Genomic DNA, 22,447 nt, shown 5'->3' with positions numbered 1-22,447 from the left:
GCGACCCGTGAACCTTTCCGGTCACAGCACTAGCTAGCCCTCCTTCTGGGCCAGCCGCAGCATGTGGTCGGCCAGGGCCTGGCCGCCCGCGGGGTCGCGGCTGATCAGCATCAGCGTGTCGTCGCCCGCGATCGTGCCGAGGATCTCGCGGAGTTCGGCCTGGTCGATCGCCGAGGCGAGGAACTGTGCCGCGCCGGGCGGGGTGCGCAGGACCACGAGGTTCGCGGAGGCCTCCGCCGAGATCAGCAACTCCCCGGAGAGGCGCCGCATGCGCTCCTCCTTCGCCGACTCCCCGAGCGGGGCCTGCGGGGTGCGGAAGCCGCCCTCGCTGGGCACCGCGTAGATCAGCTCGCCGCCGGTGTTGCGGATCTTCACCGCGCCCAGCTCGTCGAGGTCGCGCGAGAGCGTCGCCTGGGTGACGCTCAGCCCGTCGTCGGCGAGCAGCTTGGCCAGCTGGCTCTGGGAGCGGACCGGCTGCCGGTTGAGGATGTCCACGATCCGGCGGTGGCGGGCGGTGCGGGTCTGCGGGACGGCCTGTCCGCCGTGCTCGTTGTCCTGCGCCTGACTCATCGTCGTCTCATTCTCCGGATCGGTCCCCGTTGGCTGCGTCGAGGATGCCGGGCAGGGCCCGGAGGAACGCGTCCACCTCGGCCTCGGACAGTACGTAGGGAGGCATGAGCCGTACGACGTCGGGGGCGGGCGCGTTGACCAGGAAGCCGGCGTCCTGAGCCGCCTGCTGCACCTGGGGTGCGAGGGGCTCGGTCAGCACGATACCCAGCAGCAGGCCGGCACCGCGGACGTGGGAGACCAGCCCGTGCCCGGAACCCTCGATTCCGGCGCGCAGCCGCTCACCGCGTGCCTTGACCCGGTCGAGCAGGCCGTCGCCGGCGATGGTGTCGATGACGGCGAGGCCGGCGGCGCAGGCGACCGGGTTCCCGCCGAAGGTGGTGCCGTGCTGGCCGGGCTGGAGCAGGTCGGCGGCCGGTCCGAAGGCGGCCACGGCACCGATCGGCAGACCGCCGCCGAGGCCCTTGGCGAGCGTGACGAGGTCGGGCTCCACGCCCTCGTGGGCCTGGTGTTCGAACCACTGGCCGCAGCGCCCGATGCCGGTCTGCACCTCGTCGAGGACGAGCAGCGCGCCCTTGGCGCGGGTGATCTCGCGGGCGGCCGTCAGGTATCCGGCGGGCGGGACGACGACGCCGTTCTCGCCCTGGATCGGCTCGATGATCACGAACGCCGTCTCCTCGGTGACGGCGGCCCGCAGGGCGTCCGCGTCGCCGTACGGGACGTGCGTGACGTCACCGGGCAGGGGCCGGAAGGGATCCTGCTTCTTCGGCTGCCCGGTGAGCGCGAGGGCGCCCATGGTCCGGCCGTGGAAACCGCCGGCGGTGGACACCATGTGGGTCCGCCCGGTCAGCCGGCCGATCTTGAAGGCGGCTTCGACGGCCTCGGCGCCGGAGTTGCAGAAGAAGACCTTGCCGGGGCGGCCGAAGAGCTTGAGCAGCCGCTCGCCGAGCGCGAGGACCGGCTCGGAGGCGAAGAGGTTGGAGACGTGGCCGAGCCGGGAGATCTGGCCGGATACGGCCTCGACGATCGCCGGGTGGGCGTGGCCGAGGGCGTTGACCGCGATGCCGCCGACGAAGTCGGTGTACTGCCGGCCGTCCGCGTCCCAGACCTGGGCGCCCTCGCCGCGTACGAGGGCCAGCGCCGGGGTGCCGTAGTTGTTGGTCAGCGCACCCTGCCAGCGGGCGCGGTACTCCTCATTGCCGGTGGTCACCGGGGCTCCCCTCCCTGTGCGTCGGGCACGACCATCGTGCCGATTCCCTCGTCCGTGAAGATCTCCAGCAGGATCGAGTGCTGGACCCGCCCGTCGATCACGCGGGCGGTGCTGACGCCGCCGCGTACGGCGTGCAGGCAGCCCTGCATCTTGGGCACCATGCCGCTGGACAGCTCCGGCAGCAGCTTCTCCAGCTCGCTGACGGTGAGCCGGCTGATGACCTCGTCGCTGTTGGGCCAGTCCGCGTAGAGGCCCTCGACGTCGGTGAGGACCATCAGCGTCTCGGCGCCGAGCGCGGCGGCGAGGGCCGCGGCCGCCGTGTCGGCGTTGACGTTGTAGACGTGGTGGTCGTCGGCGCTGCGCGCGATGGAGGAGATGACCGGGATCCGGCCGTCCGCCAGCAGCGCCTCGATGGCGCCGGTGTCGATGGCGGTGATCTCGCCGACCCGCCCGATGTCGACGAGCTCGCCCTCGATCTCGGGCGTGTGCCGGGTGGCGGTGATGGTGTGCGCGTCCTCGCCGGTCATGCCGACGGCGAGCGGCCCGTGCCGGTTGAGCAGCCCGACCAGCTCGCGCTGGACCTGGCCCGCCAGCACCATCCGCACGACGTCCATGGCCTCGGGGGTCGTGACGCGCAGGCCCGCCTTGAACTCGCTGACCAGGCCCTGCTTGTCGAGCTGGGCGTTGATCTGGGGACCGCCGCCGTGCACGACGACGGGCTTGAGCCCGGCTTGGCGCAGGAAGGCCACGTCCTGGGCGAAGGCGGCCTTGAGGTCCTCGTCGATCATGGCGTTGCCGCCGAACTTGATGACGATGATCTTGCCGTTGTGGCGGGTGAGCCAGGGCAGCGCCTCGATGAGGATCTCGGCCTTGGGCAGCGCGGTGTGCTTCCGTGTTTTGCCGTCGGCCGTGCTCACGAGGAGTACGCGCTGTTCTCGTGGACGTACTCGGCGGTGAGGTCGTTGGCCCAGATGACCGCGGACTCGGTGCCGGTGGACAGGTCGGCGGTGATGCGGACCTCCCGGTCCTTCATGCTCACCAGGTCGCGGTCCTCGCCGACCGAGCCGTTCTTGCAGACCCAGACGCCGTTGATCGCGACGTTGAGGCGGTCCGGGTCGAAGGCGGCCTTCGTGGTGCCGATCGCGGAGAGCACCCGGCCCCAGTTCGGGTCCTCGCCGTGGATGGCGCACTTGAGCAGGTTGTTGCGGGCGATGGAGCGGCCGACCTCGACCGCGTCGTCCTCGCTCGCCGCGCCGACGACCTCGATGCGGATGTCCTTGCCGGCCCCCTCGGCGTCGCCGATCAGCTGGCGGGCCAGGTCGTCGCAGACCGTCCGTACGGCCTGCGCGAACTCCTCGTACGCCGGCACCTGGCCGGAGGCACCGGAGGCGAGCAGCAGCACGGTGTCGTTGGTGGACATGCAGCCGTCGGAGTCCACCCGGTCGAAGGTGGTGCGGGTGGCGGCGCGCAGCGCCCGGTCGAGGGTGGAGCTGTCCAGGTCGGCGTCGGTGGTGAGGACGACGAGCATGGTGGCCAGGCCCGGGGCGAGCATGCCCGCGCCCTTGGCCATGCCGCCGACGGTCCAGCCCCCCTGCGAGACGGTGGCCGTCTTGTGCACGGTGTCGGTGGTCTTGATGGCGATGGCGGCGGCCTCGCCGCCGTCCGCGGACAGGGCGGCGGCAGCGGTCTCGATGCCGGGCAGCAGCTTGTCCATGGGGAGCAGGACGCCGATCAGGCCGGTGGACGCGACCGCGATCTCGCCGGCGTTGAACGCGCCGCCGAGGGTGGCGGCGACCTTCTCGGCGGTGGCGTGGGTGTCCTGGAAGCCCTTGGGGCCGGTGCAGGCGTTGGCGCCGCCGGAGTTCAGGACGACCGCGCTGACGGTGCCGCCGCGCAGGACCTGCTCGGACCAGTGCACGGGTGCTGCCTTGACGCGGTTGGAGGTGAAGACGCCCGCGGCGGCCAGACGCGGCCCGTTGTTGACCACGAGGGCCAGGTCGGGGTTGCCGTTTGCCTTGATTCCGGCGGCGATGCCCGCCGCCGTGAATCCCTGTGCTGCCGTGACGCTCACGGTGCCACTCCGATCGTGGAAAGCCCGAGCTGCTCGGGGAGCCCGAGGGCGATGTTCATGCTCTGCACCGCGCCGCCGGCGGTGCCCTTGGTCAGGTTGTCGATGGCGCTGATGGCGATGACCCGCTGGGCGGACTCGTCGTAGGCGACCTGGAGCTGGACGGCGTTGGAACCCTGGACGGACTTGGTGGTCGGCCACCGGCCCTCGGGGAGGAGCTGGACGAAGGGCTCCTCCGCGTAGGCCTTCTCGTAGGCGGCGCGGAGCGATTCCGCGGTGGTGCCGGGGAGGGCCTTGGCGGAGCAGGTGGCGAGGATGCCGCGCGCCATGGGCACGAGGTTCGCCGTGAAGGAGACGGAGACCCGCTCCCCGGCGAGGGGGGTCAGGTTCTGCACCATCTCGGGGGTGTGCCGGTGCACGCCGCCCACCCCGTACGGAGTGGCCGTGCCCATCACCTCGGAGCCGAGCAGGTTCGTCTTGAGCGCCTTGCCCGCGCCGGAGGTGCCGGTGGCGGCGACGATCACGGCCTCGGGCTCGGCGAGCCGCGCCTGGTAGGCGGGGAACAGTGCGAGCGAGACGGCGGTGGGAAAGCAGCCGGGTACGGCGACGCGCTTGGAGCCCGCGAGTGCGGCGCGGCCGCCGGGGAGCTCGGGGAGGCCGTAGGGCCAGGTCCCGGCGTGGGTGCCGCCGTAGAACTTGTCCCAGTCGGCCGGGTCCTTGAGCCGGTGGTCGGCGCCCATGTCGATGACCAGGACCTCGCCGCCCAGCTTGGCGGCGACCGCGGCGGACTGGCCGTGCGGGAGCGCGAGGAACACGACATCATGACCGGCGAGGACCTCGGGCGTGGTCGCCTGCAGGGTCCGCTCCGCGAGCGGCCCGAGGTGCGGCTGCAGGTTGCCGAAGAGCTCTCCGGCATTGGAGTGGCCGGTCAGCGCGCCGATCTCGACCTCGGGGTGGGAGAGCAGCAGGCGCAGGACTTCACCGCCCGCGTATCCGCTCGCTCCGGCCACCGCTACACGTACCGCCATCGGACCCTCCTCCTAAAGGCATGACTATACGTACTGCCGCACGTTTATGCAAAGCGCTTCTTCGGTTGTTGATCACGGGTTGGTGATCGTTCCGAAAGATGGCCCCCGTTGCCGGGTGGAGGGTTCTGTGGTTGGTGAGTGGGCGAGGTAGCGAGGGCGAAGATCCCGTCGGCTTGAAGTCACCTGGACCGGCTGATCGCGGAGTACAAGGGGGACGCCGGGCTGCAGGATCGGCTGCGGCTCGGGGACGGCTGGCCGCGTCGGTGGAGTTCGACATGGCGGGTGGGTGTTGGCGAGGTCTGCTGGCCGATCCGGGATATGGCTCACGTGCCGGTGCTGTCGTCCCGGCCGATGCGGGGGTTCACGTGGCGGGCAAAGTTGCGGCATCGCCCCGGGCTTGAGGGCATGGCGTCAACGGGCAGGCAGCACGGTTTCGAGTCGTTGGAGGAGATGCGGCTGCTGGTCGCGCTGGACTTCCTGGGTGCATCGGAGGTGCTGTCGCAGCCGTTCCGGCTGGACTTCGAGCACATGGGCGGGCAGTCCTGGCACATCCCGGACTTCCTGGCCATGATCGGCGGCGGGCTGTGGCTGCTGGACGTCCGCCCGATGGAGCTGGTCAAGGACGAGGACGCGCTGAAGTTCGCGGCGGCCAGGCAGGTGGCGGCGGCATGCGGCTGGCGGTACTCGGTGGTCGCGGCCTCACGGCCGCAGGTCTGGAGCGTCCTTGATCACCTGCCCTCGCGCCGGCGGCCGTCGAGGGATCTGCTGGGCATGCGGACCAATTGCTCACTGCTGTCGGCGACCGGGCGGGACGGGTGATGACATTCTCCGAGCCGGCGGACGCGACCAGCGTGCCTTCCGTTGGCCGGGCGAACATCGTCCGGCTGCTCTGGCAACGCGAGCTCGGTGCTGATCTGGGCAGCCCCTTGCGCGACAACCCGCTGATCTGGGAGACGCAATGGCGGCGAGGGGCTCACGCGCTGGCGCTGCTGGACGAACGACGCAGCAACCTCGCCCAGGCCAGAGTCCGCGCGGTGAACCAGCTCCACGCACTGCTGCGCGCACTCCTGCCCGGAGGCGCACCGCGCGACCTGTCCGCGGCCAAGGCCGAGCAGCTGCTGGAGTCGGTCGTCCCTGCCGGCCCGGCCGAGCTCACCCGCCACGCCCTCGCCGCCGACCTGATTGCCGAGGTCCGCACCTGGGACGTGAAACTGAAGGACAACGCCAAAGCCATGGCCGCGCTGGTCACAGAGTCCGAAAGCCGGCTGACCGACACTCCCGGCATCGGGGCCGTCACCGCCGCTCGTCTCCTCGGCCGGACTGGAGCCCCAACCCGTTTCCCGACCGCCAGCGCCTTCGCGCAGTACTCCGGCACCGCTCCCATCGAGATCGCCAGCGCGGACCGTGCACGCCACCGCCTGTCCCGGCGCGGCGACCGCCAGCTCAACGCGGCACTCCACACCGTGGCGATCACGCAGATACGCATGCCCGGCACACGAGGCCACGCCTACTACCAGGCCAAACTCGCAGAGGGCAAAACATCCCGTGAAGCGCAACGTTGTCTCAAACGCCGACTCGCTGATCACGTCTGGTGCACCATGATCGCTGACGAGCGCCGCCGCACCCGGGTGACGGACCCGGGAGGACAAACGGGGGCGACTACAACATCCAGCGCGGCTGGCCCAACCCCGACGACCAGCACTTCGGACAAGTCACTTCCCGGACCCGCCAAAGGCGAGCCTACGCCACCGTCTCAACCGGCTTGACAAACACAGAGGCACCCAAGGGCACCGACCTGTCCGCCCACACCGCACGCGACCTGCGGGAAGTCGCCCGTGAACTCAACAGCAGGCCCCGCCTCGTCCTCGGCGACAAGACCCCCGCCGAAGCCATGAAAGACTGGCTCACACAGCCATTGACCTGCTGATTCGCAACCACTGCTAGAAACCGCCCCGTCTATCCGGCGATCTTCATCGACGCCGTCCACGTGAAGATCCGTGACGGCGCCGTCGCGAACAGGCCCGTCCACGTGGCCCTGGCCGTCACCGTCGAGGGCCGCCGCGACATCCTCGGCCTGTGGGCCGGCGACGGCGGCGAGGGCGCCAAGCACTGGATGCACATCCTCACCGAGATCAAGAACCGCGGCGTCAACGACGTCCTCATGCTCGTCTGCGACGGCCTCAAGGGCCTGCCAGATGCAGTGGAGACCGTCTGGCCCCGCACCACCGTCCAGACCTGCGTGGTCCACCGAAGCCGTCAAAAATCAACGTGGTGGCTATCCGTGCTCGTTCTTGTGATCGTCCGTATGCGGCTCGTTGATCGAGGCAAGCAGGTCGGCCGTTGTGGTGTGCTGGTGTTCAGCGGGGGTGATGGTGACATGGTGGGCGTCGAGGATCGGCAGGGCGTCGTTGATCGCGTTCCACAGTGTGCTGCGGGAGACGCCGAACAGCTCGGCGAGGGAGCCGAGGCCGCAGACGCGGCGCCGGTAGAGGATCGTGGCGAGGATCCGGTCGCCGTCGGTGATCTTCTGGCGGAAGACGCCCCCGCGGGTGCCCGGGAGTCGGTTGCCGCCGCGCTGACGATGTCGGCGCTGTTCGATCGCGGCGGCATAGGGCACGATCAGCTCTTCGAGAAGGACGTTGAGCGCTTCGCGGCTCATGCCGGTTAGCGTCGGGTCCGTCAGTGCCTGGCGGGTCGGGGTTGTTGGAGTGTGTTTGGCCGGAGCGCTGCCGGTGGCCCAGGTGCGGAGGTCTTCGGCGCGGGTGAAGTAGCGCGCGATGGTCGGCGTGATGCTGACCTTGTGTTCGTCCAGTAGCTGCCGGGTTGCCTTGATCGCCTGGCCGATGGTGACCGGGTTGATCCCGAGCAGGTCGCACAGGACCTTTTGCGGGCAGACCTGCCGCAGGTAGGCGACGGTGATCAGGACCTCGTCCGCGTCCGAGAGCAGGGCTCGGTTGCTGCCGGTCGTGGCGACACGCCGGCCTCCGCGGAGCACATAGCGGCGCTGTTCGGCCCGCGCTTTCTGATCTGGGGCCAACCGGGCCCGAAGCGCGTCCAGTTCGTCTGTGTTCATGCCGGTCAGACGTGAGTCAGCGAGCATCTGCAGGGCTTGCGCCCGAGCTGTCGCGCGTTCGTCGGAGCGCGGTGCGGCAGCGGTGTCGCCGGTCGGGGCGATGCTGTAGTTCCACCGGCCGCGGTCAGCGTGCTCGGTGATCGCCAGGGCCTGCACCTGGTCGCGGCTGACCGCGATGCCAGTCGGGTAGGAGCCGTGGTCGAGGGCGGCTTCGACACGCAGCCCGGTCTGGGTCGTGGTCGCGGCGATCGTGTTGAGGATGACCTCGTGGCTGGTCAGCGGCCTGCCGCGCCAGTTCATGGTGATGTGCGAGAACAACCGGTGCTCGATCTTGTTCCACTTCGAAGTGCCTGGAGGAAAGTGACAGACCGTGACCGTCAGGCCCGTCTCGGCGGCGAAGGCGGCCAGCTCGGCCTTCCAGAGCCGGTAGCGGTAGCTGTTGGACCCGCCGGCGTCCGCGGTGATCAGCAGCCGGGACGCCGCGGGGTAGTCGTGCCGGCCGCGTGCCTGCCACCAGCGGCGGATCGAGGCGACCGCGAACGCGGATGTGTCGTGGTCGACCCCGACGTTGACCCAGCCGGTGTTCGCGGTCATGTCGTAGATTCCGTACGGGATCACCGTCTGAACGCGCGGGCCGGCGAAGAAGCTGTGGTCCTCGACCTCGATGGGCTGCCCGGCCGGCCGCCACTCCTGCCCGGCCCTCGGCAGCAGCCCCAGCTGTTCCTTCTTCTTAGCGTCCACGCTGATCACCGGCTCGCCCGCGGCCTGGTGCTCTTTGACCTGCTCGTTGATATAGCGGAACTGCGCGTCCCGGTCTGGATGCTGGTCGCCCTCCAGGGTCTTGGCGGTGCCCTGCAGGCTGAATCCGTGTTCCTTCAGCAGTCGGCCCACCGTGGGCGCGGTCACACGATGCCCCTGCCGGGACAACTCGGCGGCCAGGTTCCGCAGCGACTTCGTGGTCCAGCGCAGGGGCGACATCGGATCGCCGCGCTCATCCGGCTCGACCAGCGCCATCAGCGCCGGAACCAGATGTGGGTCAACGGCCTCGGCCCGCATCCGCCCACCCCCGGGGCGTCGGGCGCGTCCCTCGGGCAGCGGCTCGACCCCGGCTTCAAGTTCGAATACGCCCTTGCGGACGGTCGTCTCGCTCACCTGGGCCGTCTGTGCGACCAGGCGCACGCCCCCGTGGCCGAGCAGTCGGGCCTCAGTCGCCAGCGCTAGCCGCTGCTGACGCTCGTTCAGATGCGGGAGCAGGACCTCGAAACGCCGAGCCAGCTGGCGGTGAACCTCGTCGGATATTCGCACACCACATCAACGAGACCGCCACGGCGAAGCAACATGTTGATTTTTGACGGCTTCACCTCCTGCGGAACTCCTTCCGCTATGCCGCCCGCCAGGACCGGGACAAGATCGCAAAGCTCCTCAAGCCCGTCTACACCGCCGCGACCGAAGAGGCCGCCCCGCCCCCACCTCTCCGGCATCACCCGGCTTGACGGCGGTCGAACTCAGGCTCATGCCGCGATGCATGCGCCCAGCGGGATCTCCGGGGGCTCGGGAGCGCCGGGGAGCACGGTCCAGCGCTGCTGCTGCGCATACTCGTCCAGCCTTGGGTCTCCCCTGATGACGACGGGGGTTCCCACCGCCTGGAGGAGCGGGAGGTCGGACAGGTGATCTCCGTATGCGTAGCAGTCGGCGAGGTCGGTCCGGTGTATCGAGGCTGCCAGCCGCGCGGCATCGACCTTCGCCTTGCCGATCATCGGCGCCCTGAGGAGTTGTCCGGTGTACCGGCCATCGGTGATCTCAGGTGCGGTCGCCCAGACTTCGGCTACGCCGAGGTGCTCTGCGAGCGGTGAGAGTACGGCGGGGAAGGATCCGGAGACGATGACGACGGCCTCGCCTCGGGCCTTGTGACGGTTGAGGACATCAACCGCGCTCCCGTTGAAGAAGCCGCCTCGGGCAAGTTCTGCTTTGAACCAGGCGCGTGCCAGGTGGGACATGTCGACCGCGTCGGCGTTGTGGAAGTTGGCGAAGTAGGCGCGATTGGTGTCTTCTCTGCTTACGCCCACGGCCGTCATGGCCTTCAGCTGCTGACGCCGCTGCTCATAGACATGCGATCGGTGGCCTTGCGCCGCCAGGTAGTAGCGCAGGAACCGGAAGAGCGTGGTGCCGGTGGTGAGGGTCCCGTCGACGTCGAAGAAGGCCAGGGGTTGGGGACTCATGTTTCTCCTGTGTGAGCGTCGCGCCTTCGCCGACGCCGGGGCTCCCGGCGCCGGCGAAGGCGCGCAACGGATCAGACCTGGACGCCCTTGGAGGTGAGGAGGTCCGCCATGGCGGCTACGGTCCCGGCAGCCTGGAGTTCGTCGTCGGCGACTTCGACGTCGAAGCGGCGTGAGAGGTCCACGGCGAGTTCGAGCAGGACCAGGGAATCGAAGTCGAGGGTGTCGAAGCCGGTGTCCGCGTCGGTGCTGTCCGGGACTCCGTACTCGGTGCGCAGGATGTCGAGCAGGAGGTCAGTCAGCGGCAGGGTCTTGGTGGTCATGTCGGGTTCCTTGTCTGTCTCGGGCGCAGGACTTCATGTCGGGTGCGGCAGGCTTGTTATGCGGCGGTGATGTCCGGCCAGGTGAGCGCGGCGGCCCCCCAGGTGAGGCCACCGCCGAATGCGGTGAGCAGGATGCGGGAGCCCGGTGTGAGAGAGCCGTCCGCGGCGGCGTCGGCGAGCGCGAGGGGTATCGAGGCCGCGGATGTGTTGCCGACCCTGTCGAGGTTGATGACCGCGCGCTCCTGGGGAATGCCGAGTCCACGGGCCACCGCGTTGAGAATGCGTACGTTGGCCTGGTGGCCCACGAGCCAGTCGACTTGGTCGGGTGTCCAGCCCAGTCGGTCGAGCACGGTCTGCGAGGACTCGGTCATCCGCTTGACGGCCTCGGTGAACACCTTCTTGCCCTGCATCGTGAAGTAGTGGCCGTCGACGGCAGGTTCCGCCATGGTGGCGCGCCCGCGTGAACCGCCGCCCGGAATCGTGATCAGGTCGCGGCCGGTGCCGTCGGAGCCCAGGTCCATGGCGAGCAGAAGGCCGGGCTCTTGGTCGCTCGCCACGCTGAGCACCACCGCGCCGGCGCCATCGCCGAAGATGACATTGGTGGTGCGGTCAGCGGGATTGAGGATGGTGGAGTAGGTCTCGGCCCCGATGACCAGTGCGGTTCGCGCCAGCCCGGCAACGATCTGCGCCGATGCGGCCGCGAGGGCGTAGAGAAATCCGGAACACACCGCGGCGATGTCGTAGGCCGGAACGGGTCCGAGGCCGAGACGGGCCGCCACATCGGGAGCGGTCGCGGGACAGGGGTAGTCGGGTGTGGTGGTGGCCAGCACGACGAGGTCCACTGCGCCGGGCTCTGCGTCGAGCCCTGCCGACTTGAGGGCGCGGTGCCCGGCCTCGACGGCCAGATCGCTCGTTGCCACGCCTGGACCAGCCCAGTAGCGGCTGCGGATGCCCGTGCGCGAGGTGATCCATTCGTCGGTGGTGTCGAGGCGGTCGCAGAGGGAGTCGTTGGTGATGCGCTGTGGAGGCAGATAGCTGCCCAGGCCAGTCAACGCGACGGAGGTGTGGTGCACGATGGTTGCCTCCCGGTGTACGGCAGCTGGCTCAGGGCAGGAGATGGGCGACGTTGCAGGTCACCTTGGTGCCGCCGAGAGCAGCGGTGATCTGCGCGGTACGCCAAGTGCCCTCGGCGGAGGGGAGTTCGTTGGACCTCCCGAGCGCCACCCGGAAGCGGCCGTCGGGCTCGGCTTCGGTGGTGGAGGTGAACGTGGTGCTGCGCATCCAAAGCGTGTTGGATTCCGCTCGGCTCAAGTTGTCGAGTTCATAGAGCAGAACCTGGCCGAGCTGGAGGGCGGAGACGAACAGGTCGATCGCGGTCGGCTCCTGTGCCGCTGCGGGGCCTTGACCAGGGGTGTCGACGAGGGTCAACCGGGCATGCGCGGTGCCTTCGGCGATGTCCGTCACCACGTCCTCCAGGTGCTGGCTGCGGTGGCGGTGGGAGAAGCCGAACACGGCGGAGTTCCAGGGGCCGTTCAGTTCTTCGGCGGTGGCGTAGGAGCCCTGCGCGCCATCGGGTTGGTCCGCCGTGGGATGCTCGGCCTCGATCTGTACGCTCATGGAGCCGATCGTGCAGTCCGCGGTGGTCAGGGACCAGCCGGACGTGTACGGGGAAGCGGTGGTCGAGAGACGCCGGGCGGTCACACCGAAGCGTTCCAGCCCTTCTTCGTCGGGCATGGTGCCGGCCTTGAGGCGCATGGCACGGACCCGGAACTGCGCATCGGGCCCGAGACGATGCGTATGTGCCGCGTACAGGCCGGTGAGTTGGGCAGCGAGGAGCATCCCGTCGAGAGTCGACAGATGCGGCCGCTGGAGGGTCTGCCCCTTGCGGGACCATGTCTCGGGCAGATGGATGCCCGCGAAGGCATGGACCTGGCCCGAGGACGTGGCGGTGCTGGGGGTGATGGTGACGTCGGCCAGCGTATAGGTGACTCGCTTGAAGCCTTCTCCGAAGAAGCGCGCGTGACGATCTCCCAGAACGTCATCCACGTCGGCGATGCGCAGTGGTTGTCCCAGGCCGGTTGTCTGCATGGTTGTGGTCCTCCCCCTTAGCAGTTGGTGATTGCGGCCCTCCCCGGTCCGGTGCCGCGGGGGAGGGCGGCAGGGGCGCCTGGTCCTTCTCGGCAGGCGCCCCTGCGAGTGCCCGAGTCAGTGGGCGCCGAGCTGTGCCTGCGCGGAGAAGACACCGTGGTGGAAGTACAGGCGCGCTTCGGCGATCAGCCCCTCGTCGTCGAGGCGGAAGACCGAGATGCCGGACCAGTTGACGGGGTTGCCGTCGGTGGTGACCACGGCGCCGCGCCAGGAGACAGCCGTCTCGCCGCCGGTGGTGTAGGCCTCGGTCGGGGTGATGCCAATGAACGGGTCGAACAGCGGGATCACCTTGCGCAGCTTTGCGAGGATGGCCTCACGACCTCGGATCGGCTCGCTCCCGACCGGGTCGTGGAAGAGCGCGTCCTCGGCGAACGCTCCGCCCCACTGCTCGGCGTCGGCGGCAAGCGAACCGGCGTAGAACTGGTGGACAGCCTTGGGCATGGCAGGAAATGACATGGAATTCTTCTCTCTTTGGTGAATTGGAATTCAGTGAAAACGGAGCCGGTGCGGTGAGGTGTTTCAGGCTGCGAACGCCGTCGAGATGTCCTGGTCCCCCCAGCACTTTCGCGACCCGTCGATCCGGGCGCACGAGGAGCCCCCTGGCGTGCGCCGGTACGGTGACCCGGCCACTGCCGGGTCGAGAGATCCGGTGCACTTCCCGCACCGGGGGAATCGGGAGTCCGCTTTCGACGGCTCCGGTTTCGGCGCCGTCGAACAGCACCAATGTCGAACCGTCGATGCGGTCGCTCGGGGCAAGAAACGGGATCAGCCCCGCGTCGGTCCTGATCCAGGACGGAACGCGTGCTCCGACGCCCAGCTCATAGTGAGCGCCGTTCCAGTTCCCTGGGCCGGGGTACAGCTGGCTCCAGCTCAGCGCCAGCTCGTTGAGCTCTTCCTGAATGGCCGGCAGCGTCGCGTCATTCGCTGCCCGCATGCGGTCGATAAGCGGCGCGAGGAATGTCGTCTGCCCTATCTTCGCGGCGAATTGACGACGCTCCTCATCATATCCCGCGAGCACTCCCGAGTCATCATTGTTCAAGGCCACGAGAATGCGCCAGGACAGTGCGACCGCGTCACCGATACCGAGATTGAGCCCTTGCCCGCCGGCGGGCGTGTTCAAATGGGCGGCATCGCCGGCCAGTACGACATGGCCGGCCACCAGGCGTTCGGCGACCCGCAGGTCCACGGAATAGTGGCTCGTACGTATGGCCTGCGACAGCCGCAGACGACTGCCGAAGCCCAACGTCTCGATGGCATCGGCAATCTGGCTCCACGGCACTTCCGCGCCGCGTTCCAAGCTGAGTCCGGACACCACCGGTCCGGCCATGAGTACCTGGTCGTCGGGGAGCGGCATCATGGTGACCATGCCGTTCTTCCCGACATGCACGCCGACCTCGTTCCGGCCGACGAGTTCTTGCGGGATCCCCTCGACCAGGAGATAGCTCGTGGTCAGGCTGCGGCCGATCATGGGGATGCCCAGCGTCTGCCGCACAGCACTGCGCGGACCGTCACTGCCGAGAAGATACGTACAGCGGACGTCATCGTGGCCTTCGAAGCGGACCGATATGCCGGAGTCCTCCGCGTCGTGGGACACGTAGCTGACGCCGTATTCGATGTGCGCTCCGTATTCGAGCGCGTACTTCTCAAGCAGCCCCTCCAGTACCGGCTGCGGCAGGTTCCGATAGCCGTCCACATGGCTGTCCATGCCGGTCATGTCGGCGCAGAACTCTCCCGCCCCGCCAACGTGGAAGGCGAACCGCTCGAGCGGGATGCTGCGGGCGACCACATCGTCGAGGAGACCGAAGGAGTCGAGAAGCTCCAGGGTCGGCGCATGCAGCACGACCGCCTTGGGCCGGTCGCCGCGGTGGAGTCGGCGTTCCGCGACCAGTACTTTCACCCCCGCCCGCGACAGCAGGCCAGCCAGTACCAGGCCGGTCGGTCCGGCGCCGGCCACTACGACGTCGTAGTTCTTCATGCCTTCTCTCGTTCTCCTCAGGAACACGTCGCGTCGCGGGCTAGGAAGGCGACCCGATCCTTTTCGCGTCGTCGGTGGCTATCGCGGCCGTCAGCGCCGGCTTCGGATCAGGCTCCGGCTCCGGCTTGGTGAAGAAGCGGCCCAGAATGTTCGGGTTCGCGACCAGGACGATCGCGCCGCAGACGAGCACGGCCCCGAGGGTCTGCAGGGGGGTGAAGCGTTCCCCGATCGCCACCCAGCCGAGCAGGGCTGCCGTGACCGGGTTCATCAGGGTGAGCGGCGCGGTCAGGGAGACCGGCAGCCGCTGGACGCCGGAGAGATAGAGGGCGAAGCCGAGCGCGCCGACGACGAACGCGGCCCAGGTGAGCCCCAGCAGCTGCTCGCCGGTGAAGCTCGGCGGCGGGCCTTCGAAGAGGAACGCCAGCGGCAGCAGGAAGACGGCCGCCCCGAGCAGGGTCCACCCCGCCGTGGTGAGGCTGTGCACTCCCTCCGGACGGCCCCACTTGCGCGCCAGAACGGTGCCGACGCCCATGCTGGACGCACTGCCGATACCGGCCAGGACGCCTATCGCGTCGAGCGCCGCCGAGCTGCGCAGCACGAGCAGCGCAACACCGACGACACCGATGAGGCAGGCGATGTAGTGATGCGGCCGGATCTTCTCCTTGAGGATCACCGATGCGACCGCGATGGCCACCAGGCTGGACATCGCGTTCAGCGTGGCCGCGATACCCCCGGGCAGGCGCTGGGCAGAGATCAGCAGCAACACGGTGAACAGACCCATGTTGAGCGTGCCGAGCACAAGCGACTTCCACCACCAGGAGCCACGGGGCAGGCCCCGGCGGATCGCCAGCAGCAGGATGCCAGCGGGCAGCACCCGGAAGAAGCCGTCCCAGTAGGGCGTCGGCGGCAGGTAGTGGGCGGCGACGAAGAAGAGCGTCCCGCCGATGGCCGGACCCAGTCCGGTGCGGATGAGAAGTACTGACTGTTTCATCTGGTGGGCTCCGTGGGGGGGCACTGCCGAAGTGCTGGATCTCGAGGTCACGCGGCGAACGCTTCAGCGATGGCGTAGCTGTCCTCGTACATGTGGTAGCGGCGGATGCGGCCCTCGGAGATCGTGAAGTGCAACGCGTAGTGATTGGTGAACTTCCGGCCCGTGGCCAGCACTCCGAAGACGCACCTGGCCATCACCACGGCGTCTTCGTCCTGTACGACGCGACCGGTGACCTCGAACGACTCCGGCGCAGTGAGGACCTTGCCGAACAGGCCGAAGAACTCGGCGAGTTGCTCCTTGCGGGTGCGCTCGCCCGTCCACGGGACGATCGGTGCGCCGGTGACGCGGAAGGCGACCTCGTCGGCGAAGAGCGCGAGGATCTGCGCGGTGTCGCCGGAGCCGAAGGCGGTGAAGAACGCGTCGACGGTGTCGGCAGTGGTGGAAGTGGTGGAAGTGGTGGAAGTGTCAGTCATGAGGGGTTTCCTCCCGTGCGTGGTGCGGTGATGGCCGAGACTCAGGCGACGCCGAGGGCCTCGCGGCCCGCCAGGACGACAGCCGTGTGCTTGGCCACCCGCTCGCCGAGGTGCTCGGCGGTGGCGATGTCGGCCTTGGAGACCCCCTCTGCGGGCAGGTCGGCCGGGGTGCTGGCCGCGGCGCCGTTGAAGTAGCCGAGGCGGTTGAGGTCGTTCTCGCTCTCGGTGCTCGTGTGCCAGCCCGGGAGCAGGCCCAGGTTGATCCAGTTCATCTGGTGCTGCGCGGCGAGCGTGGCGAAGTAGGCGAGGGTGGAGTGCTTGTCACCGGCCTTGCAGGCTGCGTTGGTGAAGCCCGCTCCGAGCTTGTCCCGCCAGGCGGCCGAGGCCCAGCGCTTGCTGGTGGACTGGGCGAACACATGGAAGTCGCCCGAGGCCGAACCCATGTAGGTCGGCGAGCCGAAGACGATGGCATCCGCATCGTCGAGCAGCTGCCACTGCTCATCAGTGATCTTGTCGACGCGTACGAGGGCGACATCGGCCGCTCCTGCTTCGACAGCGCCCCGCCTGACCGCTGCGGCGAGCACATCGGTGTGGCCGAAGCCGGAGTGATAGGCGATGACGATGGACGGCTTCTTGGGCATGAAGGGATCCCTCCCGGGATGACGTAGAAAGAGCGAGCGATAAAGGGAGCGATGGGGAGAATTGACGAGCCGGGGCTGTGCGCCCCGATGTCAGGCGGCCGTTGCGACGCGCTCCGTCTCCAGGCGGAAGTCCTGGGCCGCGTAGTCCTGGCGGGCGAGCTCGATGGCCTCGTCCAGGCCCAACACGGGCTTGAGGTCGAACAGTTCACAGATCCGCGTCAGACGCTCCGACATCGTGCCCCGGACGATGTAGTACGGGATCTCCAGCTCGTCCAGCGTCTGCAGGAGCATTTTGTCGATCGTCGCCCGGAAGCCATCGTTCATCGGCCGGTGTCCGTCCGCGGCGATGGGCAGCTCGTGCTCCAGGTGCACATACGCGTCATAGGTGCTCTTCACGTGGCTCTTCAGCGCGAGCGCGTACTGATCGACGGCCTTGGCGAAGAACTGCATCTCCTCGTCCTGCACGACCGCGCGCCCACCCGCGTTGCCCGCATTGGCATTCGGGTTCATGCCGTGGATGACGCGCCCCGCACCGTACAGCCACTCCTGCAGCGAGGAGCCGTCGGAGATGAAGTGGTCGCCGAGCAGGGCTTCTTGTACGGCTCGCCCTGTGTGCCGACGCAGCATCAGCTGCAGGAACTCCGCGGGCGTGACCTCCGCGAGGGCCTTGCCGGGCACGGCCTCCGGCAGGATCTCCCGGATCGTGCGGGCCAAGGTGCGCGGGACCCCGGTGTAGCGGGACAACGCCATGACCGTTGACGTCTTGCCGGCCGAATATGTGCCGGAGATAGCGATCTTCACGTGCCTGATGGCCTTTCCGTGGAAGAAGTTGAGGACCTGGAACTGCACCGGAGCCTTGACCTGGCTCGGCCGTCCTTGACGGCTGTGACGACGCACAGGGATGGAGAAGCCGAAGACCTCGACCGAGTCATCCAACCAGTTGGTTGGAAAGATCCTTACATAAGCCGCAAATCCGAGTCAACCAACCGGTTGGGTTGAGAAGTATCGTGGGGCGCATGGCAAGAGACGCAGCAAAGACCAAGCGCCTACTCCTGGACGCCGCCCGGGCGGAGTTCAGCAACTACGGCATCGCCGGTGCCCGCGTGAACCGCATCGCCGAACAGGCCGGCGTCAACAAGGAACGCATCTACGGGCACTTCCACAGCAAGGAAGGCCTGTTCAACGCCGTGATCGCCGAAGCCATGACCGAACTCGTCCAGGCCGTACGCCCGGGCGAAGGGTCGATCGGCGACTACGTGGGCCGGATCTTCGACTATCACCGCAACGACCCCACCCTGCTGCGCTTGCTCATGTTCGAGGGCCTGCAGGACGGGCACCTCGATTACGACCCTGCCGGACGGGCCGCCTGGTACACCGACGCGGCCCAGTCCCTGGCCGCGGCCACCGGCTGCTCAGCGGATGACGGCGGACACCTCCTGCTCACCCTGATCGGCCTGGGCGCCTGGCCGGTGGCGATGCCGCACCTCAGTCGGCTGTGCCTGGAGGCCACCGGCGAAACCGCGGACCTGAACCCGCTGAGGGACTTCCTCATTTCCTTCGCCGAGCGGGGAGCCGGCGCCCACCCTGAATCCAAGCCCTGACCCGCACCACATCCCCCTCCGCGCCTGCGCCGCAGGCGAGAACACGCCACGCGCCCCCACACCGAGAACTCGTATCTGGACTTCGATCCATGAATATACGCAGAGCCATGCTTACCCTGTGAGGTACACAAGTGTGATCTAGGCCTCAGCCAGAGCGCTTCGGCGCATGACCGGAAAGCCACCAATAACGGGACGAAGGCCATCATTGCCACCAGCGCAGGGAGGTCACCCGCCTCCGACTGGAGGGCAAAGTTGTTCTGGGATATATCTTTGCCCTCTTAGTGCTCAAGGGGAGGGCAGGCCACGGACATGGGTCAGGCAACGAGCGATTCCGCCATCGCGGTCGTGGGGATGGGGTGCAGGTTTCCGGGGGCGTCCGGAGTGGACGCGTACTGGAAACTCTTGATGGACAACGGGGATGCCGTGACACCGGTCCCCGCCACCAGATTCGCCGTCGACGAGGAGCGGTCCCTCTCTCGTCATGGCGGCTTTGTCGACGACCTGTTCGGGTTCGACGCGGCCTTCTTCGGGATATCCCCGCGCGAGGCGCAGGTCATGGACCCGCAGCAGCGCATTCTGCTGCACGTCGTCTGGGAGGCCCTCGAAGCGGCGGGGATCCGGCCGTCGTCCCTGGCCGGAAGCAGTGCGGGCATCTTCGTGGGACAGGCGACCGCCGAGTACGCCGACGCGCTGGGCCACGCCGCCACCGCCGACGTCCGCACCATGGCGGGTGCGCGACTCAGGGCCGTGACCGCCGGCCGGGTGTCGTACGCCCTTGATCTCCGCGGCCCCAGCCTGGTCCTGGACACCGCCTGCTCCTCATCGCTCGTCGCAGTCCACACCGCACGCCGGAGCCTGTTGACCGGCGAGTGCGACCTGGCGATCGCGGCGGCCGTCAACGCCGTACTGTCCCCGCTGGATGCAATCGCCTACTCGCAGGGCGAGATGCTCGCGCCGGACGGCAGATGCAAATTCGGGGACAGCTCCGCCGACGGCTTCGTGCGCAGCGAGGGCGTAGGCGCTGTCGTGCTCAAGCGACTGACCGATGCCCTCGCCGACGGCGACCCAGTGCTGGCCCTGCTCGCGGGCAGCGCGGTCACCAACGACGGCAAGGGCAGCGGCCTGCTGCTCCAGCCCGCTGTCACCGGACAGGCCGCGATGCTGCAGGCCGCGTGGCGGGACGCTGGAGTGCGCCCGGGGCAGGTGGACTACGTCGAGGCGCACCGAACCGGAACCACCGTCGGTGACGGAGTCGAACTGCGCGCACTGGCACAGATGTTGACGTCCGACGGGCCGTTGGGCCGGCGGCTACCCGTCGGTTCGGTGAAGACCAACATCGGCCATGCTGAAGCGGCGGCGGGGATGGCCGGACTCATCAAGGCCGTGCTCATGGCGCGGCACCGCACCATTCCCGCCTCACTCCACCTCCGCTCAAAGCACCCGCTGCTGGCTGAGGAGAGCGCACCCATAGAGGTGGTACGCGCCAATACGCCGCTCACACCCGTCGGGGAGCAAGCCGTTCTGGGCGTCAGCTCCTTCGGGCTCTCCGGCACCAACGCCCATGTCGTGGTCCGCGAGTACACCCCCGAGCCACCCGCCGCCGAGCCGGCGGCCACGGACAGCGGGGAAAGCCACCTGCTGACCCTCACGGCGCGCTCCCTCACCTCGCTGCAGCGGCTCGCGACCCGGTACGCGGAATACCTCGAGCCCGGCGGCGCGGGACACTCTCTCGCCCTGCCCGACATCTGCGCCACCGCGGCCACCCGGCGCGATGCCCACCCATACCGACTGTGGGCCGTCGGTGTCACTCATGACGAACTGGCCCGTGTCCTACGCGCGTTGGCAGCGGACGAACAGTGCCCGGACGGCGGGATCCACGAGGCGGGATTCGGTGAGGCACGCGATGTCACCTTCGTCTTCCCCGGGCAGGGCTCACAGTGGCGGGGCATGGGACGCGAACTCTTCGCGCACTCCGCGAGCTTCCGCGCCGCCATGAAGGAGTGCGACGCCGCCGTACGGGAAGAACTCGGCTGGTCCGTCGTGGAGTTCCTGCACGACGGCGGCGAGGAAGGCGCCGAGGCAGCCGACGCCGTCGACGTGGTGCAGCCCGCCTTGTGGGCCATGGAGGTGTCGCTGGCGGCCCTGTGGCGGGCCCGCGGGGTCGAGCCGGCCCTGTGTGTCGGACACAGCATGGGCGAGGTGGCGGCCGCCTGCGTGGCGGGGGCCCTCTCCGTGCGCGACGCTGCCGCGGTGATCTGCCGCCGCAGCACTCTGATGCAGACGGTGGCCGGGCGCGGCGCCATGCTCGCCGCCGACGTCACCGCTGACGCCGCCCGCGACCTTGCGGCGGCCCACGGAGATCTGGTGTGCGTCGCGGCTGAGAACGCGCCCGAATCGACGGTTCTCGCCGGTGACGAGACGGCGCTGCGGCTGATCGCCGAGCAGCTGGACGCGCGGGGGGTGTTCTGCCGGTCCGTCAAGGTGAACGTGGCCTCACACTCGCCCGTGATGGACGAACTCCGCGACGATCTGCTGGACCTGCTCGCGGACCTGCGGCCGACGGTTCCGCGCACCGCCCTGTTCTCGACCGTTCGGTGCGCCCCTGTGGTGGAGGCCGAACTCGATGCCCGCTACTGGATGGACAACCTGCGTGAGCGGGTGCGCTTCGCGGAGTCAGTGACCGAGCTGGCCAAGCGGCACGACAGCGTCTTCCTGGAGATCAGCCCTCACCCAGTCCTGGTCCCCGCGGTCCAGGACGGACAGGAGTCGATCGGGACGCCGTCCACGGCAGTCCCGACCCTCCTCCGTGGGCTCGACGAACGCAGGGCCGTGGCCCGGGCGTTGGGCCAGGTCTTCGCACTGGGCGGGAAGGTCGACTGGAACCGCTGGTTCGACGGCGCGCCCCGCCAGGTGCCGCTGCCGCTGTATGCCTGGGACACGGAAGACTTCCGGGACCAGCCGGCCGCCCAGCCGGACCGGCCAACCCACTACGTCCGCGAGGTCGGCCTGCCCCGCCTGGGCGCGCAGGCCCTCGGCGCGGGGGTCGCACTGCGCGGTCTGACCCCCGTGCCGCCCGTCCTGTACTTCGACGCTGTCGCGGAGGCAGTACGCGACCTCGCCGGTGATGGCCCTGTCACGCTGGAGAACCTGCGGTTCGGCGACGCCCCTCTCGCGCTGGCCGACGTCCTGCAGGCCTCCCTTCGTATCGTCATCGAGCCCTCGGCGGCGCCAGGTTCCTACCGGTTCACCGTGGAAGCGCTGTCCGTCACCGGGGCGAGCCGGCCACTGCTGTGCATCGAGGGAGAGGCCCGTCACGGCCATCCGCAACCTGCCGGCATCGGCGCGGACGAGGTGGACCTCGCGCTGACCCGGTGCACCGAGTACGTACCGGCCCCTGAGTTCTACCGCCGGGCACAGGGCCGCGGCTACCGGGTCGCGCATGAGCTGCGGTCAGTACGCCAACTGTGGCGCAGGGACGGTGAGTCCGTGGCCCTGGTGCGCACCTCGGGGACGTCGACGGCCGCGGCGCTGGAGGCGGGACTCTTGCCCATGATCGCCTCCTGGCCGCACTCGGCCGTGCCGGACGGCGCGGAGTCCGCGTATGTCACGGTGGCCTTCGGGTCGGTGTATCTGGCCGGGGAGCTGGGCGACGAGCACTGGAGCGTTGCCGAATTCACGCCACCGCTGTCGGCCCCTGGCCGACGGGACGAAGAGCCCCGGGCACACTGCAGCGTCACGTTGATCGCGCCCAACGGGTCGGTGCTGGCCGCGTTCCAGGCCCTGTCCCTGCGCACGCTGCCGCCGCAAATGCCCCTGGCCGGCTCGACTCCCACCCCCTCCCCCGCGCCCGCCGCGGAGCCCGGGCCGGCCGGTGTCGGCCACCCCACCGCGGACGCCATCGTGGCACTGGCCGCAGGCGTGCTCGGCATCTCGGCCAGCCGGCTCGACGTGCGCCGCCCGCTGCGCGACATGGGGCTCGACTCCCTTATGGCGACACAGCTGAGGCGACGACTCCAGGGTGATTTCGGGCTGACGGTACCGGTCGGTCGCCTCCTGGGGGCGCAGAGCCTCGCCGGGCTCGCGGCGGCGCTGGCAGAGGGGTCGTAGCGATCACACTAGTGATGAACTGGAGA

The 22,447-nt window shown here is 69.0% G+C and carries 20 protein-coding genes and 2 pseudogenes; 6 read left to right on the top strand and 16 right to left on the bottom strand.

What is annotated here, in order from left to right:
- Positions 1-33: 33 nt before the first annotated feature.
- From J7E94_RS26905 to argC, 5 genes are read right to left on the bottom strand one after another with little or no spacing between them, the layout of a single operon-like run.
- A complete protein-coding gene (locus J7E94_RS26905; RefSeq protein WP_215019390.1) occupies positions 34-570 on the bottom strand; it encodes an arginine repressor in 537 nt (178 codons plus the stop codon).
- Positions 571-577: 7 nt separating this feature from the next.
- On the bottom strand, positions 578-1,777 hold the full coding sequence (locus tag J7E94_RS26900) for an acetylornithine transaminase (RefSeq protein ID WP_215019389.1): 1,200 nt from the start codon (positions 1,775-1,777) through the stop codon (positions 578-580).
- Positions 1,774-2,694 (bottom strand): acetylglutamate kinase, encoded by a 921-nt coding sequence (gene argB / locus J7E94_RS26895; RefSeq protein ID WP_215019388.1) that lies wholly within the window; start codon positions 2,692-2,694, stop codon positions 1,774-1,776. Before argB ends, J7E94_RS26900 begins: the two co-directional genes overlap by 4 nt.
- On the bottom strand, positions 2,691-3,848 hold the full coding sequence (argJ, locus tag J7E94_RS26890) for a bifunctional glutamate N-acetyltransferase/amino-acid acetyltransferase ArgJ (protein WP_215019387.1): 1,158 nt from the start codon (positions 3,846-3,848) through the stop codon (positions 2,691-2,693). Before argJ ends, argB begins: the two co-directional genes overlap by 4 nt.
- On the bottom strand, positions 3,845-4,873 hold the full coding sequence (argC, locus tag J7E94_RS26885; RefSeq protein WP_215019386.1) for an N-acetyl-gamma-glutamyl-phosphate reductase: 1,029 nt from the start codon (positions 4,871-4,873) through the stop codon (positions 3,845-3,847). The genes argJ and argC overlap by 4 nt, the downstream gene beginning before the upstream one ends.
- 405 nt (positions 4,874-5,278) lie before the next feature.
- Here argC and J7E94_RS34950 point away from each other — a divergent pair, with 405 nt between their 5' ends.
- The 4 genes and pseudogenes from J7E94_RS34950 to J7E94_RS26865 all read left to right on the top strand — a co-directional run.
- Positions 5,279-5,692, top strand: coding sequence for a hypothetical protein (locus J7E94_RS34950; RefSeq protein ID WP_251057268.1), 414 nt, complete (start codon positions 5,279-5,281; stop codon positions 5,690-5,692).
- Positions 5,692-6,639, top strand: a complete 948-nt coding sequence (locus tag J7E94_RS26875; protein WP_251057267.1) for a transposase — start codon at positions 5,692-5,694, stop codon at positions 6,637-6,639. Before J7E94_RS34950 ends, J7E94_RS26875 begins: the two co-directional genes overlap by 1 nt.
- Entirely contained in the window at positions 6,636-6,800 is a 165-nt protein-coding gene (locus tag J7E94_RS26870) for a hypothetical protein (protein WP_374224509.1), read from the top strand. The genes J7E94_RS26875 and J7E94_RS26870 overlap by 4 nt, the downstream gene beginning before the upstream one ends.
- Before the next feature lie 15 nt (positions 6,801-6,815).
- Positions 6,816-7,130: pseudogene (locus J7E94_RS26865) on the top strand (transposase); the annotation flags it as partial.
- Positions 7,131-7,148: 18 nt separating this feature from the next.
- Here the strand turns inward: J7E94_RS26865 and J7E94_RS26860 are convergent.
- The 11 genes and pseudogenes from J7E94_RS26860 to J7E94_RS26810 all read right to left on the bottom strand — a co-directional run bounded on the left by J7E94_RS26860 (position 7,149) and on the right by J7E94_RS26810 (position 17,649).
- Positions 7,149-9,251, bottom strand: coding sequence for an ISAzo13 family transposase (locus J7E94_RS26860; RefSeq protein ID WP_308345470.1), 2,103 nt, complete (start codon positions 9,249-9,251; stop codon positions 7,149-7,151).
- A 206-nt stretch (positions 9,252-9,457) separates the two neighbouring features.
- A complete protein-coding gene (locus J7E94_RS26855; RefSeq protein WP_215019385.1) occupies positions 9,458-10,165 on the bottom strand; it encodes an HAD family phosphatase in 708 nt (235 codons plus the stop codon).
- A gap of 71 nt (positions 10,166-10,236) precedes the next feature.
- A complete protein-coding gene (locus J7E94_RS26850) occupies positions 10,237-10,485 on the bottom strand; it encodes an acyl carrier protein (RefSeq protein WP_215019384.1) in 249 nt (82 codons plus the stop codon).
- Between the two features lie 56 nt (positions 10,486-10,541).
- Complete coding sequence (locus J7E94_RS26845) at positions 10,542-11,558, bottom strand: beta-ketoacyl-ACP synthase III (RefSeq protein ID WP_215019383.1); 1,017 nt, start codon at positions 11,556-11,558, stop codon at positions 10,542-10,544.
- Between the two features lie 31 nt (positions 11,559-11,589).
- Positions 11,590-12,573, bottom strand: a complete 984-nt coding sequence (locus tag J7E94_RS26840) for an AvrD family protein (RefSeq protein WP_215019382.1) — start codon at positions 12,571-12,573, stop codon at positions 11,590-11,592.
- Between the two features lie 117 nt (positions 12,574-12,690).
- A complete protein-coding gene (locus tag J7E94_RS34945; protein WP_251057266.1) occupies positions 12,691-13,074 on the bottom strand; it encodes a nuclear transport factor 2 family protein in 384 nt (127 codons plus the stop codon).
- A gap of 535 nt (positions 13,075-13,609) precedes the next feature.
- Positions 13,610-14,608, bottom strand: a pseudogene (locus J7E94_RS34940) (FAD-dependent oxidoreductase); the annotation flags it as partial.
- 40 nt (positions 14,609-14,648) lie between these two features.
- Positions 14,649-15,599 (bottom strand): DMT family transporter, encoded by a 951-nt coding sequence (locus J7E94_RS26825; protein WP_215019380.1) that lies wholly within the window; start codon positions 15,597-15,599, stop codon positions 14,649-14,651.
- A gap of 47 nt (positions 15,600-15,646) precedes the next feature.
- On the bottom strand, positions 15,647-16,072 hold the full coding sequence (locus J7E94_RS26820; RefSeq protein ID WP_215019379.1) for a nuclear transport factor 2 family protein: 426 nt from the start codon (positions 16,070-16,072) through the stop codon (positions 15,647-15,649).
- Between the two features lie 41 nt (positions 16,073-16,113).
- On the bottom strand, positions 16,114-16,713 hold the full coding sequence (locus J7E94_RS26815) for a flavodoxin family protein (protein WP_215019378.1): 600 nt from the start codon (positions 16,711-16,713) through the stop codon (positions 16,114-16,116).
- 90 nt (positions 16,714-16,803) lie between these two features.
- Positions 16,804-17,649: an AAA family ATPase gene (locus J7E94_RS26810; RefSeq protein ID WP_251057265.1), complete on the bottom strand. Its 846-nt coding sequence runs from the start codon at positions 17,647-17,649 to the stop codon at positions 16,804-16,806.
- Positions 17,650-17,729: 80 nt separating this feature from the next.
- Between J7E94_RS26810 and J7E94_RS26805 the strand changes: the two genes are divergently transcribed.
- Entirely contained in the window at positions 17,730-18,314 is a 585-nt protein-coding gene (locus J7E94_RS26805) for a TetR/AcrR family transcriptional regulator (RefSeq protein ID WP_215019377.1), read from the top strand.
- 309 nt (positions 18,315-18,623) lie between these two features.
- Positions 18,624-22,421 carry a type I polyketide synthase gene (locus tag J7E94_RS26800; RefSeq protein WP_215019376.1) on the top strand — a complete coding sequence of 1,266 codons (3,798 nt, stop codon included), beginning with the start codon at positions 18,624-18,626 and terminating at the stop codon, positions 22,419-22,421.
- The last annotated feature ends 26 nt before the right edge of the window (positions 22,422-22,447 follow it).

It is taken from the genome of Streptomyces sp. ISL-94 (genome assembly GCF_018614075.1).
Lineage (GTDB): Bacteria > Actinomycetota > Actinomycetes > Streptomycetales > Streptomycetaceae > Streptomyces.
The sequence above is the reverse complement of the archived record's forward strand: the minus strand, read 5'-3'. Positions and strand labels throughout refer to the sequence as shown.

Excerpts from the sequence above, each read along its gene's own strand:
- J7E94_RS26815 (WP_215019378.1), bottom strand. The coding sequence starts at position 16,713 with ATGCCCAAGAAGCCGTCCATCGTCATCGCCTATCACTCCGGCTTCGGC.
- J7E94_RS26850 (WP_215019384.1), bottom strand. The coding sequence starts at position 10,485 with ATGACCACCAAGACCCTGCCGCTGACTGACCTCCTGCTCGACATCCTG.
- J7E94_RS26820 (WP_215019379.1), bottom strand. The coding sequence starts at position 16,072 with ATGACTGACACTTCCACCACTTCCACCACTTCCACCACTGCCGACACC.
- argC (WP_215019386.1), bottom strand. The coding sequence starts at position 4,873 with ATGGCGGTACGTGTAGCGGTGGCCGGAGCGAGCGGATACGCGGGCGGT.
- J7E94_RS26905 (WP_215019390.1), bottom strand. The coding sequence starts at position 570 with ATGAGTCAGGCGCAGGACAACGAGCACGGCGGACAGGCCGTCCCGCAG.
- J7E94_RS26875 (WP_251057267.1), top strand. The coding sequence starts at position 5,692 with ATGACATTCTCCGAGCCGGCGGACGCGACCAGCGTGCCTTCCGTTGGC.
- J7E94_RS26840 (WP_215019382.1), bottom strand. The coding sequence starts at position 12,573 with ATGCAGACAACCGGCCTGGGACAACCACTGCGCATCGCCGACGTGGAT.
- J7E94_RS34945 (WP_251057266.1), bottom strand. The coding sequence starts at position 13,074 with ATGCCCAAGGCTGTCCACCAGTTCTACGCCGGTTCGCTTGCCGCCGAC.
- J7E94_RS26825 (WP_215019380.1), bottom strand. The coding sequence starts at position 15,599 with ATGAAACAGTCAGTACTTCTCATCCGCACCGGACTGGGTCCGGCCATC.
- J7E94_RS26800 (WP_215019376.1), top strand. The coding sequence starts at position 18,624 with ATGGGTCAGGCAACGAGCGATTCCGCCATCGCGGTCGTGGGGATGGGG.
- J7E94_RS26855 (WP_215019385.1), bottom strand. The coding sequence starts at position 10,165 with ATGAGTCCCCAACCCCTGGCCTTCTTCGACGTCGACGGGACCCTCACC.
- J7E94_RS34950 (WP_251057268.1), top strand. The coding sequence starts at position 5,279 with ATGGCGTCAACGGGCAGGCAGCACGGTTTCGAGTCGTTGGAGGAGATG.
- J7E94_RS26805 (WP_215019377.1), top strand. The coding sequence starts at position 17,730 with ATGGCAAGAGACGCAGCAAAGACCAAGCGCCTACTCCTGGACGCCGCC.